Here is a 14593-nt window from a genome sequence, read left to right on the forward strand (position 1 = left end):
CGTTCAACCTCCTCTACGGCTCTGGATCAGGCTCAGGATTTTCTGGGCAGTGTCCATAGTTGTCACAGTTTGGTTTTGGTGCAAGAGGTGTAGCTGTCGGATCAATAGTCAACTCAACGAATTGGGATGAACGATTAGTAACGCCAAATTCTTTAGTTCCATCGCTTGAAACAAAAAAATTCATGCCATCATTCTTTAATAATGCACGTAAATTTTTAGCGTCTTCGTTAGTAGTGAATGTAGTTTTTTCCCCGTTGGAATGAAGTACTGCTTGTGTGTATTTAGCCAAAGTATTTTACCCCTTTCTTTGTAATTGCTTCTAAGATCTGTTCAATTTCTTTGATTGGTACTGTTTGATTGAATTGAGATATAATCTCTTTTTCCGAAATCTGAACAATTTCAATAAAGTTCCACTTAGAACTTAGAAGGCTTTTTTCTTTTTTTACTCTTAATGCTTTATAAAATCGCTTAGGCAGAAACCCTGTATGGATTTCATTTGAAACCCCAGAATCAACAATAATATCCATTGAATCATCTTCGTTAACGCGAGCAACATTTTGATATCGAACTTCCGGATAAAATGTAGAAATCTTGCTTAATTCTGCAATTTGTTTCTTCTCGTACTTAACTTTTTGGAGATTCTTTTTTTGGATTTTGTCGAATTCCTCAATAGGTATCGCAATTCCGTTCCCATTTTTCGATTTTAGTGCTAACATTGGTTTCGCTCCTTCCACCCAGTTTCACGACGTGTGGCAGGTCAATTTATCAATCTTTATTAGCAACCGTATCTTCCATATATCCCGCATTAACTTCGCTGTAATCCCTAAATCTTAAATAATACTCATCTCCACATAATTTTTTAGCAATCTTACTTAATGCGTTGGCAGTATCTGACTTAATCGGCGTAAGTGTATTTGCTCTAGCCTCTTTAAGTAAAGCCTCTTTGCTGACATTTCCTGCTTCATCACCAAGGCCAGCAAGTAACATCGGAAAATTGAACACTGAGGTGATAATGTCGTCTTGATTCTCCCAAATGAATTGATAATCCTTAACAGTAGTAACCGGGGAAACCTGTTTTACTTCTTTGTAGGTTTCATCAAGTATGACAACATTCGAATCATCTACTTTATTCTTCTTTATTAGATTAGCCACATGCTCTCTCATTTTTTCGATCGCTTCGTTTACTGTATCCTTTACTCTTTTTGCTACCACTGATACAGGGCTCCCTTTTGAAGCGCTTGTAAGCAAAAAAATGTCTCCATAATCCCGTTTCGTTGTGCTGTCGTAAATCTTCCGATTAATTTCTAATAAAATTTGAAGCTGTTTTAAATCTGAGTTCAGCGCATAACTATCTGACTTGAATTTGATAATATTATCTGGAGATATAATGTACCCGCCTTCTCGCTTAATAAAGCCTGTACTGTCGAATTCAAGTTTCGGCGGAACATCGACTTCTCCGACTGTATAATATTCAATCTTGTCAATGATTGGATCTTTGTCGTTTTCTTGGTACGCAGTAATTTTAGACTGGTCAAGCGCATAAGCATCCTTTCCATCAAAAAATAAATAGCCCTCTCCGAAAATCTCCTTTTCTTTGAGCGCCTTCTTTATTTCGTATAAGTTAGTGTTCCCATTTGCGTTAGTTGAATAAAGAAACGTGCTAAACTTCTCCGTTTCAGTCTCCGATACTTCCGATTCAGCAGCGACTTCTAAATCAGTACCGAAAATTGCATTAACTTTTTCATTAAGCACATATCTAAACTTTGGTATTTCTTTGAATAGTCGATCAAATTCATCACGACTAGCTTCATGTTCGATCATTTCTAAGATGTAGTTTTCACACTCGCCATGACAGCCGCGTTTTTCACATTGTGGACATACAGGATTACTTACCAAATTACCACCTCCTCCGTAATATATATAAATTTGTTATTCAATTAATCAAAAAAGCTTGTGAATTCACAATGTCGCAACAAAGAAAACTCTTGCTACCACTACACTTTTCACCTATACCAATTTAATTTCACAAAGTAAACCTCTGTATCCCTTGGTACCATTACTACTTCAGTTAAGGGTTATTATGTTAACTAACGCCAAAGGAACTTAACAATAGTTATTTTATAGTTTCATTGTTTCGTAAACCGCCTGGATAGCTAACACAAAACTATCCGCCTCGTCAGGAGACTTGCCGATGCGTTGCCTGATAATGTCCTTCGGAATAACTTTAATTTTCTTCGCGTCCATTTCAAACTCAGTTGCATTAAGCTGCCGTTCTAGTTCTGACTTGTCACAATAAGCGATTACTCGTTTTGATTTAAGTTGATCGCTAGCATTGATGTACATTTCTGCACGCCTATTGATCGCTAGAACCGCTTTTCCTTTCGCATGGTCTGAAACCTTAGAACCAAAGTTGATCGCCTTAGTGATGATCTCAGGCACATTAATGACAAGGTAATCAATAATGTGTTGTCCTTGCATCGGATCGACATATACCGCGTTGGCATTAATTGAACGAGCGAAGTTTGCTATATCAGACCCAACCTTTTGAGACGTATAACCATCTATCCAAATATCATCGAAAGACTCAAACCCTAATAGTTTGATTTCAAGGGTAACCTTGTTAAAGGCTACAGCACATGCTCTGGTACCGTCCTGCCCTCTAGTAGCCGCATCAATACCAATAAAGATGTAATCATCTTCGCCAAGGTCAAGCTCTTGATCAGCTGCAATGAGGCTAGGAAAATCCGTTTCCACATCTTTTGGGACAATCCCAAGGTAGTTCCAGCTATACCAAGCTGGATCAGCCTCTTTTGTCGCTTCTATCTTTTCAAGCATTTGTGTTGGTAGCAAATTCTTACCTGTATCATCATCAAGATAAGTTGTATGAATTCGTTCAGCCTTTAATCTGTCTAAGTACTCAAATACCCAGTGATGACGGCTTCTTGGTGGGTTAAAACTATAAACTGTCTTAATTCTTTCACCTTTAATTGAATGGCGCATGAACGTATCGAGCGTCGGATCGACACTCTCTTGACTCTGAAACTGATCGAATTCTTCAAACCATAGCCATGCTATATTATCGATTGCGTTAGCCTTTTTACCCTCTTGCTTATTTAACCCATAAAACTTAATGACAGAATCATTCTGCAAAAACCTAATTTCCAAAGGCTGATACCTAATTTTAAATAGGTTTTCTATTCCCAAATCTTCCGTAACTGTTTCAAACTGTTTGTGCACACCGTCGCGTATCTCTTCCTTTTTCTGCATGAAAACAACAGCATTTGCTTGTTGCCCTCTCTCTGCATGAATCAGAATATCCATAATGATCGCTAAGCATATGTCATATGATTTGAAACTTGCACGACCGCCCGAAAGAACAAAGGTATCTATATCATTTTTGCCTGCTATTCGATCAAATAACGGTTTGTGCTTGCTGATCACATCTCTTGAACTACTGAATCCTAAACTCATAGCTCAATCTTGAACGTCACTGGTTCTCCATCCTTTCCCGAGTACTCGACTTTATCCGCCGATTTAAACCCAGCTCGATCCAGCAAATCTTTAGCAGCCGCAAGCCTGTCGCTGTCTTTTGACATCGGGTCACTCATGACCTCATACAACACTTTTCTAGCCTCTAAAGCGTCAAAAGTAAATTCATCCCACAAAGCTTGAGTTAATGCTTCTTCTTCACTTTTCAAATATTCTAAAACTTTAGGATTCTTAAGGAGTTGCGAGGCTTGGCTAGATGCCGTTTTCTCACTGTACCCTGCATTAATCGCTGCTTGAGTTGCGTTCTTTTTTCGTAAGGCTAAATAATGCTTAACAAAATCTTTTTGTTGATTCCTTATTTCATTATTCGCCATACCCTCACCCCCTTAAGCAAGAAACGGGATTCGAACCCGTGATTAAGGTTTTGCAGACCTCCGCCTTACCTCTTGGCTATTCTCGCAAAATAAAAAGACCACTCAACAAGTGATCATTCTTCAGCCGTTTTAAATTCAACGCTTAAATTTACCTCGAAGCATCCACACAAATTGCTAGTCGTTAAATTTACATCAGATACGTCATCTATATCAATCTGCCCTAATAGAGCGAGCGCGCTATTTAGAACTCCCTTTTGAATTATTGATCTATCTACTTTTACTTCAGGTTCGTTCTCGGTTAATGGTTTACTCATTTCTTTTCCTCCTCAAAATACAATGCCATAAATTCATTGCTCACTTTGAAACTAATAATCTTTGGCTTCTCATTAACTATTTCAGTTCGCTCGACAATGGAGTACTTCCCAGTTTTTTCTTTTACCGAAACAAGCATTCCTTTTAAACAGTACAAAACACCGTTCAAAACTAAATCAACTTTCGAAGTCATTTGATCCCCCCAAAATAAAAAGACCACTCGGATGAATGATCTATCTATTATCTATCTTTCCACATTTCATACATCCGAAAATCTTATGTTGATTATCAATCCCAAGATAGACATAATCGTGCTGACACTTCCATCTTTTCCAAAATGGTAATACTTCTACTTTTAAAAATCTTTTTCTATTTTTTAGCAACTCATTCATACAGACACCTCACTAAAATAAAAAGACCGCGTGAGCGATCTTGTATGTAAAAACAGGCAGCACGTGTCGAAATTAACGAAGAATGGAGCGTTTCATCTCCTCTACAATAATTTGTGCGCCGCCTGAACATGATCGTAAATAATTGAGGAGAGACGGAGCTGTCCCTCCCTTCCTCATAGTTATTTACTCTACTATCATAACACGCTTTTCCGAACAAAAAGGGCAGAAAAAGGGCAAAAAAAGGGCAATTTATTTCCTCACTTTTGATTCCTCCATGAGTTTGCCATTTCTGTATGCTTCAGCAAACTCCATTAATGCTTCTGATTTCAAATTTTTAACTGTTCGTTCAGAACAGGGGATTTCTCTGCTGATAGCAAAGATCGTTAATATGTCGGAATCGCAATAAGATAGTCTTAGCACTTTTTCTCCCATCGCGGAGATATTTTTCAAAGCATATTCAATCGCTAGTAACTCGTTCTCAGCATCTACTCTAATACACGTTGCATCCTCAGCCTTATTGTTAAATGAACCGGGAGTTCTGGGCATATCGCTAATAATTGGCGATCGTAAATTAATTTCATGTTGACCAGCTATTCTCTTCAGGCGACGATAACATGCTAACACACGTTTGGCTTTCTGCTTCGCTTTTTTGTTGTCAATACTATCCAAAAGTTCCAAGACGATCGCTCCTTATGCTATAATGATTAATGACCAGTTAATCCTTTTAGCATTGAGCGAACGCTTAGTGCTTTTTTTGTTGCAAGAATCTAGCTATTCTTGTAATCTGGTTGCAATGACATAAAACGTTGATATAAAGCTTTTTCTATTTTTTACAACTTTAATACAATTTCTTTCGTTTTTTCACAACCGCGGTTCTATTTAACCCGACGTTAGTGGACTCCGAGATTCAATTCCTCAAGTATTTCATCTGGCGAATCACAAGCATTTATTAAATTCTCATGGCCATATTTGTTGTCGAACGTACAAAATACTTCCCCAAAAACATCATCGGATTTGAAATGACGATCTAAAGCTCCTGCTACATTGTAGTAAGGGCTATATCCGTCCCATAATTCATTATTTAGAATGATATATTTACCATCGATCACACTTCCGCAAGCACGAAGAATCTTATCGATTTCATTTGTGTCTTCAGTTCCAACATAGTTTTTAATTCCTTCAAGAAGAGGTTCATAATCATAACTGTGTAAATCAATATTTACTCCCATTCTTAAAATCTCCTTCCTACGGCAATCCTATCCACACGACAATTACTTTTTCCCATTGATACTGTTCAACACGTTCTTTGGCACGGTCTTCGATTGTCCGCCACATTGGATGGCTTTCATGGAATAATTCCGCTGAATCCTCAATCTTTTCTACTTCATTTTCGATAAGTTCTTCTTCATCGGCAGATTTGAAATAAATTTTTACACCATTATTCCAGATATAATCTACTTCGGATTTACCAAACGAACCTGCCCAATGGCAGAAATCATCTCCTGCCACAACTTCGCCATCAACCATCGATAAAATTTTCAATTCAGGATTTTCTTTGATTAAATTTATCAGGATTGTGACATTTTCTTTTTGTATTTCAATTTCGGTTCTCATTGCTGCATCTCCTAACCTATTACTTTGAACTTAGACATCCTATAATTCTTAACAGCTTGATCCATCTCAGCTTTACTCCATGGCCGAAACAATCTTGCATGGTATTTAATCACCATGTCCACGAACTCATAGCGGATTGATTCAATACACTCAATTTGTCCGCAGACACCCTTATATACAAAAGGATCACCGACTCTGTACAGTGGATTTTCATTTGTAAATTCGCACTTAATGTATTTACGTTCAAAAACACTAACTGGTTCATATTTTGAATAGTCTGACTGGCTGCCGATCTTTTGAGCAATACCTTCAACTTCGATTCGTGAGGACTTGCTATACAATCTTTTCATCTCAAGAATGTGGGTCAACACATAGCCTTCATCTTTATAGTCAAAGAGTTCTCCCACTTCAACTGACTGGCTAAACCCTTCTCTGTATAATTTAAATATCGCCTGCATGAGTCGTCACTTCCTATGTTTCTTTTAACGTCGCGTTACTTAATTATTGTTAATCATAATCATGAAATCTTTTTTCGATTCTCGCAGTTTGCCTGCAAAAGATTCTAAAGCGTCACACTCTTCTTGTGTCATATCTTCGAATCCTTCTCCCTCACCATAGATGACCCCATCAATAATAAATGCGATATCCTCTGCTGCAATCTTAATTTTATTCATAAACTTCTCCTTTCAAGCGTCGGTTAGTGGAAATAGTCTTTCCATGTTTTCCCCTCAGATTCCAAGTCTTTGCTGCAATACTTTATAAACTCAATCACTTCTTTGAAGACTTTTACCATCGCAAAAGAAAGCTCCCCTAAATACTTTTTCAATCCGCCACCTCTTCTGCTGTAGCTTTACACCAGTGCATAAACCCTCTAATAAATGGCTGTAGGTTGTTTGTGCTGGCCCAACCAGCAAAACCAATATAGCCGTCACGGTTAAAACTAATCCCTTCACGTCGGTCAAAGTAAGGCCCCGACACTTCGAAAAATGCACTTTTTAGTCCATCACAGTCGGCATCAATCTTCACCGATTTGATTACTATTTTCATAGGCAATGTATCAGTTGTCTTATCAATATTTGCCAGCTCACCAGAAATAAATGCTAGTAGATTCCAGATATCAGCTTCATAAATCTTTTCATAGCTAAGTCCTAATTCTTTAAAGTAGTCTCTGGCTTCATCACTGGTGTATTCTTTCCCAGTCAATATCATTCCGCCACCTCCACTGGTTCGACTATGCCTTTTATTAAGTAAGCAACAGCTTCAGCCTGTTTTAAGTCGGTGAAATGATATGATTCTTCTCTTAAACAGCACCAGCTAAAGTCGAAGGGATGTTCTTCGCCATCAAACTCCTGAAAAAACAACATTAGTCCCTCGTTCAAACTGGGATGATGAGCCTTAACAACCCATTTTGGTTCTTCAACTCGGTAATCGTTCCATATAGCATCAATCATTTTTCTAAGATTGTTACCTTTATGGCACCACTCAATCGTTTTTATACTGAATGGAGTTCCGCTAGAGTAACCTTGGAAAGCTAAGCATATGTCTCTAACCAAGTCTTCTTTTAACCTGCCACCAGTAAATACGTCTAATTCACTCGCTATAAATCGAGGTATTTTGATTGGTTGTGATTCATCTAGTTCACTAATCATTCCTTCAACTTCCTTGAAAAGTTTATAAGCTACAGTCTGAAGATAGTCAGCTCGATCATCATCGCTAACATCTGTAAAATCTAGTTTTTTTATCATCGTTTTGCTGGATTCAATCCAGTTCATTAAGTCCTGTTTATTCATTTGGCACCTCCACGAATGGTATTGTCAGGTCATACAATCTTTTTGCTTCGGAAAAAATCTGTTCAGGAGGATAATAATCCTCTTGCAACTTAACAGCTAAATCATTCGCTTGTTCCAAAGCATCGAGCATCTTGGCATCCTTCTTGCTACGATTATTTAACAGTTCTCTATCACAAAACCTTTGTAGTTGTGCCATGCAAATGACTTTATCCGGCATGTCCATCGCTTGAAACCCCAGCGTATACTGAACTGTTATACCACCAGCATCTCTTTTCCAGAACTCGGCCATTGATTGATAGTTATCCATAATCACGAATCTCTTATTATCTAATCGTGCAATCTGATAGTTGCTACTGTTCATTTAATCATTCCTTCCTTTCAATGCTGAGTTAGTGGACTATCTGACCAATTAAATTATTAGCCACATCATTCATTAATTCGCTTATATAATCTGACATTTCATCAGGCCCAAAGCGAAATCCGTTAGCCCCAGTAACTCCATTAGACTGATTGCTGAAATGTAAATCAGCGGACACTTCGGACAATCCTTTATCAACCTCATCATGTATTTTGCTGGAAATCTTGTTTACAAGTTCATTTCGCTCTTTATCATGCATAATCTATTCTTCCTTTCACAAATGTAGCTACATCAAGCTTGCAGTTAGCTCCCAAAACTCGCCAAGATCACTTCTAAGTGAGCCTGTGAAAACTACAAACTTGCCAGTACCCAATATTTCCTGTGCGGCACGACCTTTGAAACTAGAATATAGTGCATCAACTGTATGAAAATCCGAATACGATCGTTTACTTAATGTTTCATCTACAAGAATAGGATCACTATTAGGCTCCCCACACCATTCAGGCTTATCTGTAATCTCCCAATCACCTACAAAATAATAGCCATCTACTGGCTCTTGTTGGAGCAACAAATCATGGATTTTATCTTCATACTGATCATCCATAGAATAATTACCTCTCTTTCTCCATACTACTGGTGGTTACTAGAAATGTTCTTCTTGCTGTTCCCATAACTCTTGCCGTCTGACCGACCATGCTGGAACTGACTTACTACCGTTATCCTTCCACTCAAGCCACCAGCCTGCACACGGTTCATGGTCTTCTGTTTGCCCTACACGGTAACGCACAAAAGCATCTTCTACCACGTAAGGTACATCTGAGTCCAACCCAAACAACTCTTCGCGCCACGCCTTGATTGCTTCTTCTTTGGTGTATTTCTGCTTATTTAGACCAGCCCAGTTACGCCAATCTCCATAAAAAATTTCTGACTCAAACTTGCTAATTCCCTTAACTGGCATTCTTATTCCTCCCTACTATTCTTGTCTTCGGACGCTTTCACATAAGCATAATCCATTCCTAAGTACATCCCTTCAGCAGCAGCGATACAATCCTCGGCTTCTTCTTTAGTATTATAAGAATCTACATCAAATTCCTCGTCACCATCTACAACCATCAGCTGATAGTACATGTTCTCCCCCTTGCTTTCCTTGCTTTAAAATAGTTCCATTTGATATGGATCAACATTATTTTCTTTGTAAATTGCAAGTTCTAGCTCTTTTTTATCCATTGCAGCTTCATACTTGGGATTAAGCGGTATCAGTTCAACAAGATCATGTAGGTTTATTTCTTTCTCTGGATCATACTTATCGTAAAACTCAGAAAAAGTTGTTTTTATTCTACGACCTTTATCATCCTTCAAATAAACCAAATATCCTCTGGTATATTTGAGATAGTAAAGCTGTTCATCAGAGTTTTTTGAATCCAAATAAACGACCTCCTATTCCTTACTATCCTTGGTTAGCGTACAATGGTTAACTGTCCCAAAAACGGATTTTCTTCATCCTCGGTCATCCAAACTTCAAAGGTCATAGTCATTCCATTTTCTAGCTTAGACACTTCTTTAACGTAACCATTGCTTTTATCTTCGATTTCCTGAAGCACTTCAACTACATCGATCTTCACTTCGGCATCACTAAGGTTTTGATCCGCTTTTAGAAAATTAGCGAATGCCCCACCCCAGGCTTTATCCAAAAACTTATCTTCAGCCGCGCTTAAGTTTTTAGCATCGAATCGTTCACCATACTCAAAATACGTTTCATTTACTGTTTTTTCATCTTCTCCAAAAACCATAGGATTTTTTTCAGCGTTGTCCGCCAACATTTCTGCCATATCTCGAACTGGAATACCCATTTCATGAGCCAAATTTTCAACAATCATACTAGTGAATACCACTCGTAGTTCTTTATCCTCCTTCAAGTTTTGAGTGATTTCTGTTCCCCAAACACCTTTACTATCTTGAAAAAGTTGAATGCCGCCTTTAATTGTTTTATGTGTCATTTCATTTTCCCCCTTAGTCAAACTTTCCAGTTCTCTAATTACTTTTTTTATTTGTGTTTTTGTAAAACTTACCCGTTCGGTCTGAGTAACAACTTGATCCTCTGAATCATATAACCCCAAATCTAAAATGATATGATCACCAGATTTTTTAATTTCGATATATTCATTATCATCGCCGAAAATTGTTGCTGACAATGTAATCACTCCTTACTTTCGGTCTTGATCAGACTATCCTTCAGTGGTAGCTTGGTCATACTCGTTCCAAAACGACTCTATATCATGATCCATTGCTTTTCTCATAAATTCCTTAACGACATCTTTAGAGAATAGTTCAGAATCACAATACTGACTTATCGTTACTGCTAAGGCAGTCTTTTCGGTCTCCCCAGCAATCAGTTTAGTGACATAGCTATTCATCAACCAGCTGACTTGTTCTTTTTCATCCACCACTTATCCACTCCTTTTTCTCTGCTTCATCGGTCGTTAACCGAATCTGTTTAAATCGGATAATTCTCTTTTAAAACACTTCATAAATAATATGATATGGAGTACCTTCTACACGTATTTCCAGCCATTCTAGTATTTCCATCACATTTTCCTCTGACATTTCCAATTGATCTAGATATTCATCTACATACATATCCAGATCAAGTTCCTGTAGTTGGTCTATTAGAATATCATCAAGCCACTCTTTAGTTACGCCAATAGCAATTCCTTTTACCATTTTTCCTTCTTGATACAAAGGTAGAATCGCCGCTGCATCATTATCATCGTTTGGAAAATTTCCTGTTGTCTTTCTAAAATCTTTATAAATCATTATTTTTCCTCCATTCCATACTTTCTTCCACTAATTCACATATTTATCATGCAGCATCTTCATGTCACTATCGCCCAAATCCAAATATTGCAAAGTCGTGTTCATATCATCGTGGCCTAGGAACCTGCGGACATCGTTTAGCTGCATGCCTCGTTTAATTGCCAAGGTTGCCGCTGTTCTACGGAATTTGTGCGGATGTGCGTATATACCAACACGGCCGCCGATTTCTTTCACCATTTTCTGAATTCCACTCTTTGTCATTCGATCACCATCGTATTTCCCGTAAAGAATCGGACCGGTCATATGCGGCTTTTCCTGCAAATACTCTTTCATCGCTACAACAGTTTTTTGCGTTGAAGAAGACCCGGCGTTCTTTCGAACCTTTCCCGATCACGCTACAGCTGTTACTAGCTAAATCGTAATTCTCGAACTCAAGTGCTATTACCTCAGACACTCGACACCCGGTACTCAACAGCATTTCAATCACTAGGCGCTGCTTACTATTTTTAGCTGATCGGCGCAGTAATTCTACTTCTATAGGTGTGAAAGCCTTCTTCAGTCGCTTTTCTACCTTAATTTTTTCAACACGTTTGCCAGGATCGGTTGGAATATAATTCTCGTCGTGCAACCAACGAAAGAATCTGCAGATACAACCACGTTCACGATCTAATGATGCGCTACTAAGTCCATCAACGACATTACGGTTAGCTACATAAAGACGAATATCTGTTGTAGTAATTTCTGAAAATGACTTCCTAACAGTACGCACGAATTTATCAATCGTATACATGTACAGTTCTATAGTTCTGTCAGATAATCCGGCCAATTTCTTCGAAATGAAGAATTGCTTATAGGCGGCAATGTCCGACGTCTCATCGTAAATAACTATTTCATTTTTACTTTCCTCAACTGAAAACTTCGACATTTGAATAGTCATTACTACTTGTAATTTTTGCAATTGGTTAACATTAAGCATCGGTTCCATGTCTGCAATAATTCTTTCAACAAGTATTTCTTTCGCTTCTTTAGTTTTCATAGAAAGTCATCCTTTCAGCAAATAGACGCTAGGTTCTTCAGTGTTTCTTGCATTAATTAAGTGACTTTTAAGTTTTTGGGATTACTTTTGCTTTAGAAAAATCAAAATAAATTCCGCCTTCGTCTAACTTACCAGGATATAATCCATAACTGTTTTTTTGTAAATCCCATCCATTTATTTTTTCGATAAGATGAATAAATCTTTGATTAGACCATGTAGGATTCTTGCACTTTCTATTTTCTTTTTTATAAAATTTTGTTGCTCCAATCGTATTCTTTACACAAGGCACGATCGCCAGAAGCTGTTCTTCTTGGTTTAAATATATTTTTACATGCTCCGTATAATCCATCTGTTCAGACAACGGTTTATTAAATCTGATGTTGTGTTTTGAAACAAGCATGCGTGGTTTTTTTTCGATGTTTCCAATTTCGATTAGTTTGAATTTGTCAGTTAGCTTCATCTTTTATACTCCTTAAATTTTTAATTTTATAAATCAATGTTAGATTTTTAGCTTAATACTTATGTTAAGTATTTCTTCATAAAGACAATTTCTTATGCTGATTTAGCAACTCGTGAACTAATTTGTGTCCTTTTGCCGTAATGGTTGTTGTTCTTGATTTTCCATCGACATAGTTGATTAATTTTTGCTCTCTTAATCTATTCATGTACTTATGAACTGTTGAAGAAGAACTTAGCCCTACGATTTCACAAATATCTCGAACATTTGGAGGGTAGCCGAATCCCTGAATATAGTTGAAAATACAAAGTAAAATTTTGTCAGACGACTGTTTCGCTTGTGCTACCCTTGTTTTAGCTGACTCTTGCTTCATATGCATTCTCCTTAAGCTTTTTCCCATAAGTTCTTAGCTTTTCTAGGTAAAATGCTGCGGGTTTTCCTAGCCATTTATCGGGATTTGAGAAAAGGCTTTTATCAACGAATCCTAAAATATACACTCTGGACATACTAATAAATAGCTTCTCCTGTTCTGGTTCAGTTTCGCAACCATGCAATCTATCAATCATTTTTCTAACGTGCTCATACTCCGCTGATGGTTGCTGGATAAACTTTTGCAGAGCATTTAGCATTTCAAGATATTGCATTCTCATACCCCCTTGTCTTAATTTCATTGGACAATATTTCTATTTCACGCTCCGTTAGATTCCTTTTTTTAGCTAAAGACTCGATACTAGATTCGCCACCCATTTTCTCAGCCCACCAGTAGTCAAACAGCAGTTTTGCTGAACGAGCTTTATTCGATGAGTTACTACGGTTACTTGAGTAATGACCATTAAGATAATTTTGAACCTTTTTGAAAGTATCAAGACCTTTGGACTCCCAACTTTTGAGTACCCTATCAATGTATTTGTAAGAGCGAACGTTGTTTTCAAGCATCTCGTCTATGGCTGCAATGACTATCTCATGCTGTCCATTAAAATCCTTAACCCAATAATTTATTGATTCTATGGTGGTTGGTGCTTCTCCTGGATTCACTTGGTTTAACCAATATGAAACGGCGGTTTGTTCTGAATGTTTAGTATTACTAGATTCAGCAACAGTTTTACTTTTATTTACTTTAGTTTTATTTACTTTACTTTGTTCATTATCAACGTCCGAAACATCACTTGTTGTGTAGTTATTACCACCATTAACTACAGTTAAAGTACCGTTAACATCGTCACTAACTAAAAATTCCTTTTTGATCTTTACCCCTTTTCTTTTGGAGGTCGCTTCAAAGAATCTTTTTTGAATACCGTTAGATGTTAAGATTTTATAGTCATTGAACTTATCTTCATCAAAAAATCTAGATTGGATTGCCTTCGCCACAACTTCTTCAACTAAGCCCTCTTTCGCCCCAACTTCGTCAGCAACTAAGAACACTGTGTCTTCATCCCACCCAACGTAATACCCATTTTCACGGTAAATATTACCCAGCAGGCAAAGTAGTATTTCGATAGATTGTGGTCCACAAGCTCTTCTAATCTTCCTTACTTTGATGTCTTTTAAAAAATTTACATCTAATGAGTAGTAGTCAATACCCTGTTTTGTTGGCCTTGCCACAGCGTCACCTCCTTGCAAGCAGGGATCAACGAATCCCTGCTAAAATGGATAGTCTTCATCTTTCAATGGTGGTCGTTTATCATCAAAAAGACCTGTTTGTTCTTCCTTAACATCTTTTCCGGCCTTACCAGTCTTTTTACCTTGTTCCTCTTCTGTGGCTTCGCTTATTTTCTCTTCTACAGGCTCAGCTTGTTTTATTTCAGGTGCTTCGTCTTCAACAGTTGTTTCAGAAATGATGCTGCCGTCGTCTTGAATAGTTTGGACCGTTTCATCACTGATTGTCGCTTTCTGCATTTCAATAGAAAGGATTCCCCACTTAGATAGCAAATTTCTCAATACAGTTTTTCGAGCCATT

At 37.6% G+C, this 14593-nt stretch carries 30 protein-coding genes, 1 tRNA gene and 1 pseudogene; all 32 read right to left on the bottom strand.

All coding sequences use genetic code 11. The annotated features are described in order from the left end of the window. Positions 1-13: 13 nt before the first annotated feature. Entirely contained in the window at positions 14-289 is a 276-nt protein-coding gene (locus tag IGI46_RS24820; protein ID WP_010760076.1) for a hypothetical protein, read from the bottom strand. Next, positions 282-716 (bottom strand): hypothetical protein, encoded by a 435-nt coding sequence (locus tag IGI46_RS24825; protein ID WP_010760077.1) that lies wholly within the window; start codon positions 714-716, stop codon positions 282-284. The genes IGI46_RS24820 and IGI46_RS24825 overlap by 8 nt, the downstream gene beginning before the upstream one ends. 49 nt (positions 717-765) lie before the next feature. Continuing rightward, positions 766-1896, bottom strand: coding sequence for a hypothetical protein (locus tag IGI46_RS24830; RefSeq protein WP_429974506.1), 1131 nt, complete (start codon positions 1894-1896; stop codon positions 766-768). Positions 1897-2118: 222 nt separating this feature from the next. Next, positions 2119-3471 carry a PBSX family phage terminase large subunit gene (locus IGI46_RS24835; protein WP_429974507.1) on the bottom strand — a complete coding sequence of 451 codons (1353 nt, stop codon included), beginning with the start codon at positions 3469-3471 and terminating at the stop codon, positions 2119-2121. Then, on the bottom strand, positions 3468-3863 hold the full coding sequence (locus IGI46_RS24840) for a terminase small subunit (RefSeq protein WP_010760080.1): 396 nt from the start codon (positions 3861-3863) through the stop codon (positions 3468-3470). The genes IGI46_RS24835 and IGI46_RS24840 overlap by 4 nt, the downstream gene beginning before the upstream one ends. A gap of 15 nt (positions 3864-3878) precedes the next feature. Beyond that, positions 3879-3949: transfer RNA gene (locus IGI46_RS24845), tRNA-Cys, on the bottom strand. A gap of 27 nt (positions 3950-3976) precedes the next feature. After that, positions 3977-4177, bottom strand: coding sequence for a hypothetical protein (locus IGI46_RS24850; protein WP_429974508.1), 201 nt, complete (start codon positions 4175-4177; stop codon positions 3977-3979). Continuing rightward, positions 4174-4368 (bottom strand): hypothetical protein, encoded by a 195-nt coding sequence (locus IGI46_RS24855; RefSeq protein WP_429974509.1) that lies wholly within the window; start codon positions 4366-4368, stop codon positions 4174-4176. Before IGI46_RS24855 ends, IGI46_RS24850 begins: the two co-directional genes overlap by 4 nt. 448 nt (positions 4369-4816) lie before the next feature. After that, positions 4817-5245, bottom strand: coding sequence for an ArpU family phage packaging/lysis transcriptional regulator (locus IGI46_RS24860; protein ID WP_429974510.1), 429 nt, complete (start codon positions 5243-5245; stop codon positions 4817-4819). 212 nt (positions 5246-5457) lie between these two features. Then, entirely contained in the window at positions 5458-5796 is a 339-nt protein-coding gene (locus IGI46_RS24865) for a hypothetical protein (protein ID WP_429974511.1), read from the bottom strand. A gap of 16 nt (positions 5797-5812) precedes the next feature. Further along, positions 5813-6181 carry a hypothetical protein gene (locus IGI46_RS24870; protein WP_429974512.1) on the bottom strand — a complete coding sequence of 123 codons (369 nt, stop codon included), beginning with the start codon at positions 6179-6181 and terminating at the stop codon, positions 5813-5815. Between the two features lie 11 nt (positions 6182-6192). Next, complete coding sequence (locus tag IGI46_RS24875) at positions 6193-6639, bottom strand: hypothetical protein (protein ID WP_429974513.1); 447 nt, start codon at positions 6637-6639, stop codon at positions 6193-6195. Between the two features lie 39 nt (positions 6640-6678). Continuing rightward, complete coding sequence (locus tag IGI46_RS24880; protein WP_429966167.1) at positions 6679-6855, bottom strand: hypothetical protein; 177 nt, start codon at positions 6853-6855, stop codon at positions 6679-6681. 23 nt (positions 6856-6878) lie between these two features. Continuing rightward, complete coding sequence (locus tag IGI46_RS24885) at positions 6879-7007, bottom strand: hypothetical protein (protein ID WP_429974514.1); 129 nt, start codon at positions 7005-7007, stop codon at positions 6879-6881. After that, positions 7004-7390 (bottom strand): hypothetical protein, encoded by a 387-nt coding sequence (locus IGI46_RS24890; RefSeq protein ID WP_429974515.1) that lies wholly within the window; start codon positions 7388-7390, stop codon positions 7004-7006. Before IGI46_RS24890 ends, IGI46_RS24885 begins: the two co-directional genes overlap by 4 nt. Next, complete coding sequence (locus IGI46_RS24895; protein ID WP_429974516.1) at positions 7387-7971, bottom strand: hypothetical protein; 585 nt, start codon at positions 7969-7971, stop codon at positions 7387-7389. The genes IGI46_RS24890 and IGI46_RS24895 overlap by 4 nt, the downstream gene beginning before the upstream one ends. Beyond that, the gene (locus IGI46_RS24900) at positions 7964-8278 is read right to left on the bottom strand and encodes a hypothetical protein (protein ID WP_429974517.1); all 315 of its coding nucleotides are present in this window, start codon (positions 8276-8278) and stop codon (positions 7964-7966) included. The genes IGI46_RS24895 and IGI46_RS24900 overlap by 8 nt, the downstream gene beginning before the upstream one ends. Before the next feature lie 82 nt (positions 8279-8360). After that, positions 8361-8588: a hypothetical protein gene (locus IGI46_RS24905; RefSeq protein WP_429963722.1), complete on the bottom strand. Its 228-nt coding sequence runs from the start codon at positions 8586-8588 to the stop codon at positions 8361-8363. Positions 8589-8615: 27 nt separating this feature from the next. Then, on the bottom strand, positions 8616-8933 hold the full coding sequence (locus tag IGI46_RS24910; RefSeq protein WP_429963723.1) for a hypothetical protein: 318 nt from the start codon (positions 8931-8933) through the stop codon (positions 8616-8618). A 39-nt stretch (positions 8934-8972) separates the two neighbouring features. Further along, positions 8973-9287: a hypothetical protein gene (locus IGI46_RS24915; protein ID WP_429974518.1), complete on the bottom strand. Its 315-nt coding sequence runs from the start codon at positions 9285-9287 to the stop codon at positions 8973-8975. A 2-nt stretch (positions 9288-9289) separates the two neighbouring features. Further along, entirely contained in the window at positions 9290-9457 is a 168-nt protein-coding gene (locus tag IGI46_RS24920) for a hypothetical protein (protein WP_429974519.1), read from the bottom strand. 24 nt (positions 9458-9481) lie between these two features. Next, the gene (locus IGI46_RS24925) at positions 9482-9754 is read right to left on the bottom strand and encodes a hypothetical protein (RefSeq protein WP_429974520.1); all 273 of its coding nucleotides are present in this window, start codon (positions 9752-9754) and stop codon (positions 9482-9484) included. 32 nt (positions 9755-9786) lie between these two features. Continuing rightward, a complete protein-coding gene (locus tag IGI46_RS24930; RefSeq protein ID WP_429974521.1) occupies positions 9787-10521 on the bottom strand; it encodes a hypothetical protein in 735 nt (244 codons plus the stop codon). 33 nt (positions 10522-10554) lie between these two features. After that, positions 10555-10773 (bottom strand): hypothetical protein, encoded by a 219-nt coding sequence (locus IGI46_RS24935; RefSeq protein WP_429963728.1) that lies wholly within the window; start codon positions 10771-10773, stop codon positions 10555-10557. Between the two features lie 70 nt (positions 10774-10843). After that, complete coding sequence (locus IGI46_RS24940) at positions 10844-11143, bottom strand: hypothetical protein (RefSeq protein ID WP_207702694.1); 300 nt, start codon at positions 11141-11143, stop codon at positions 10844-10846. A 30-nt stretch (positions 11144-11173) separates the two neighbouring features. Further along, positions 11174-11476, bottom strand: a complete 303-nt coding sequence (locus tag IGI46_RS24945; RefSeq protein ID WP_429974522.1) for a tyrosine-type recombinase/integrase — start codon at positions 11474-11476, stop codon at positions 11174-11176. Beyond that, a complete protein-coding gene (locus tag IGI46_RS24950) occupies positions 11409-12128 on the bottom strand; it encodes a tyrosine-type recombinase/integrase (RefSeq protein WP_429974523.1) in 720 nt (239 codons plus the stop codon). The genes IGI46_RS24945 and IGI46_RS24950 overlap by 68 nt, the downstream gene beginning before the upstream one ends. Before the next feature lie 118 nt (positions 12129-12246). Continuing rightward, positions 12247-12639, bottom strand: coding sequence for a hypothetical protein (locus tag IGI46_RS24955; RefSeq protein WP_429974524.1), 393 nt, complete (start codon positions 12637-12639; stop codon positions 12247-12249). Positions 12640-12715: 76 nt separating this feature from the next. Beyond that, positions 12716-13009, bottom strand: a complete 294-nt coding sequence (locus tag IGI46_RS24960; protein ID WP_429974525.1) for a hypothetical protein — start codon at positions 13007-13009, stop codon at positions 12716-12718. Continuing rightward, on the bottom strand, positions 12990-13280 hold the full coding sequence (locus tag IGI46_RS24965; RefSeq protein ID WP_429974526.1) for a hypothetical protein: 291 nt from the start codon (positions 13278-13280) through the stop codon (positions 12990-12992). The genes IGI46_RS24960 and IGI46_RS24965 overlap by 20 nt, the downstream gene beginning before the upstream one ends. Beyond that, complete coding sequence (locus IGI46_RS24970; RefSeq protein ID WP_429974527.1) at positions 13267-14238, bottom strand: Lin1244/Lin1753 domain-containing protein; 972 nt, start codon at positions 14236-14238, stop codon at positions 13267-13269. Before IGI46_RS24970 ends, IGI46_RS24965 begins: the two co-directional genes overlap by 14 nt. Before the next feature lie 39 nt (positions 14239-14277). Next, a pseudogene (locus IGI46_RS24975) lies at positions 14278-14593 on the bottom strand (hypothetical protein); the annotation flags it as partial.

The sequence above is a fragment of the Enterococcus sp. AZ163 genome (assembly GCF_050498925.1).
Taxonomy (GTDB): Bacteria; Bacillota; Bacilli; order Lactobacillales; family Enterococcaceae; genus Enterococcus_A; species Enterococcus_A ferrettii.

Bases quoted from the DNA above. Each gene is read 5' to 3' on its own strand.
- IGI46_RS24870 (WP_429974512.1), bottom strand. From the start codon at position 6,181: ATGAGAACCGAAATTGAAATACAAAAAGAAAATGTCACAATCCTGATA.
- IGI46_RS24880 (WP_429966167.1), bottom strand. From the start codon at position 6,855: ATGAATAAAATTAAGATTGCAGCAGAGGATATCGCATTTATTATTGAT.
- IGI46_RS24835 (WP_429974507.1), bottom strand. From the start codon at position 3,471: ATGAGTTTAGGATTCAGTAGTTCAAGAGATGTGATCAGCAAGCACAAA.
- IGI46_RS24895 (WP_429974516.1), bottom strand. From the start codon at position 7,971: ATGAATAAACAGGACTTAATGAACTGGATTGAATCCAGCAAAACGATG.
- IGI46_RS24965 (WP_429974526.1), bottom strand. From the start codon at position 13,280: ATGCAATATCTTGAAATGCTAAATGCTCTGCAAAAGTTTATCCAGCAA.
- IGI46_RS24920 (WP_429974519.1), bottom strand. From the start codon at position 9,457: ATGTACTATCAGCTGATGGTTGTAGATGGTGACGAGGAATTTGATGTA.
- IGI46_RS24855 (WP_429974509.1), bottom strand. From the start codon at position 4,368: ATGACTTCGAAAGTTGATTTAGTTTTGAACGGTGTTTTGTACTGTTTA.
- IGI46_RS24910 (WP_429963723.1), bottom strand. From the start codon at position 8,933: ATGGATGATCAGTATGAAGATAAAATCCATGATTTGTTGCTCCAACAA.
- IGI46_RS24905 (WP_429963722.1), bottom strand. From the start codon at position 8,588: ATGCATGATAAAGAGCGAAATGAACTTGTAAACAAGATTTCCAGCAAA.
- IGI46_RS24875 (WP_429974513.1), bottom strand. From the start codon at position 6,639: ATGCAGGCGATATTTAAATTATACAGAGAAGGGTTTAGCCAGTCAGTT.
- IGI46_RS24850 (WP_429974508.1), bottom strand. From the start codon at position 4,177: ATGAGTAAACCATTAACCGAGAACGAACCTGAAGTAAAAGTAGATAGA.
- IGI46_RS24960 (WP_429974525.1), bottom strand. From the start codon at position 13,009: ATGAAGCAAGAGTCAGCTAAAACAAGGGTAGCACAAGCGAAACAGTCG.
- IGI46_RS24955 (WP_429974524.1), bottom strand. From the start codon at position 12,639: ATGAAGCTAACTGACAAATTCAAACTAATCGAAATTGGAAACATCGAA.
- IGI46_RS24900 (WP_429974517.1), bottom strand. From the start codon at position 8,278: ATGGATAACTATCAATCAATGGCCGAGTTCTGGAAAAGAGATGCTGGT.
- IGI46_RS24950 (WP_429974523.1), bottom strand. From the start codon at position 12,128: ATGGAACCGATGCTTAATGTTAACCAATTGCAAAAATTACAAGTAGTA.
- IGI46_RS24865 (WP_429974511.1), bottom strand. From the start codon at position 5,796: ATGGGAGTAAATATTGATTTACACAGTTATGATTATGAACCTCTTCTT.
- IGI46_RS24945 (WP_429974522.1), bottom strand. From the start codon at position 11,476: ATGAAAGAGTATTTGCAGGAAAAGCCGCATATGACCGGTCCGATTCTT.
- IGI46_RS24940 (WP_207702694.1), bottom strand. From the start codon at position 11,143: ATGATTTATAAAGATTTTAGAAAGACAACAGGAAATTTTCCAAACGAT.
- IGI46_RS24840 (WP_010760080.1), bottom strand. From the start codon at position 3,863: ATGGCGAATAATGAAATAAGGAATCAACAAAAAGATTTTGTTAAGCAT.
- IGI46_RS24915 (WP_429974518.1), bottom strand. From the start codon at position 9,287: ATGCCAGTTAAGGGAATTAGCAAGTTTGAGTCAGAAATTTTTTATGGA.
- IGI46_RS24890 (WP_429974515.1), bottom strand. From the start codon at position 7,390: ATGATATTGACTGGGAAAGAATACACCAGTGATGAAGCCAGAGACTAC.
- IGI46_RS24825 (WP_010760077.1), bottom strand. From the start codon at position 716: ATGTTAGCACTAAAATCGAAAAATGGGAACGGAATTGCGATACCTATT.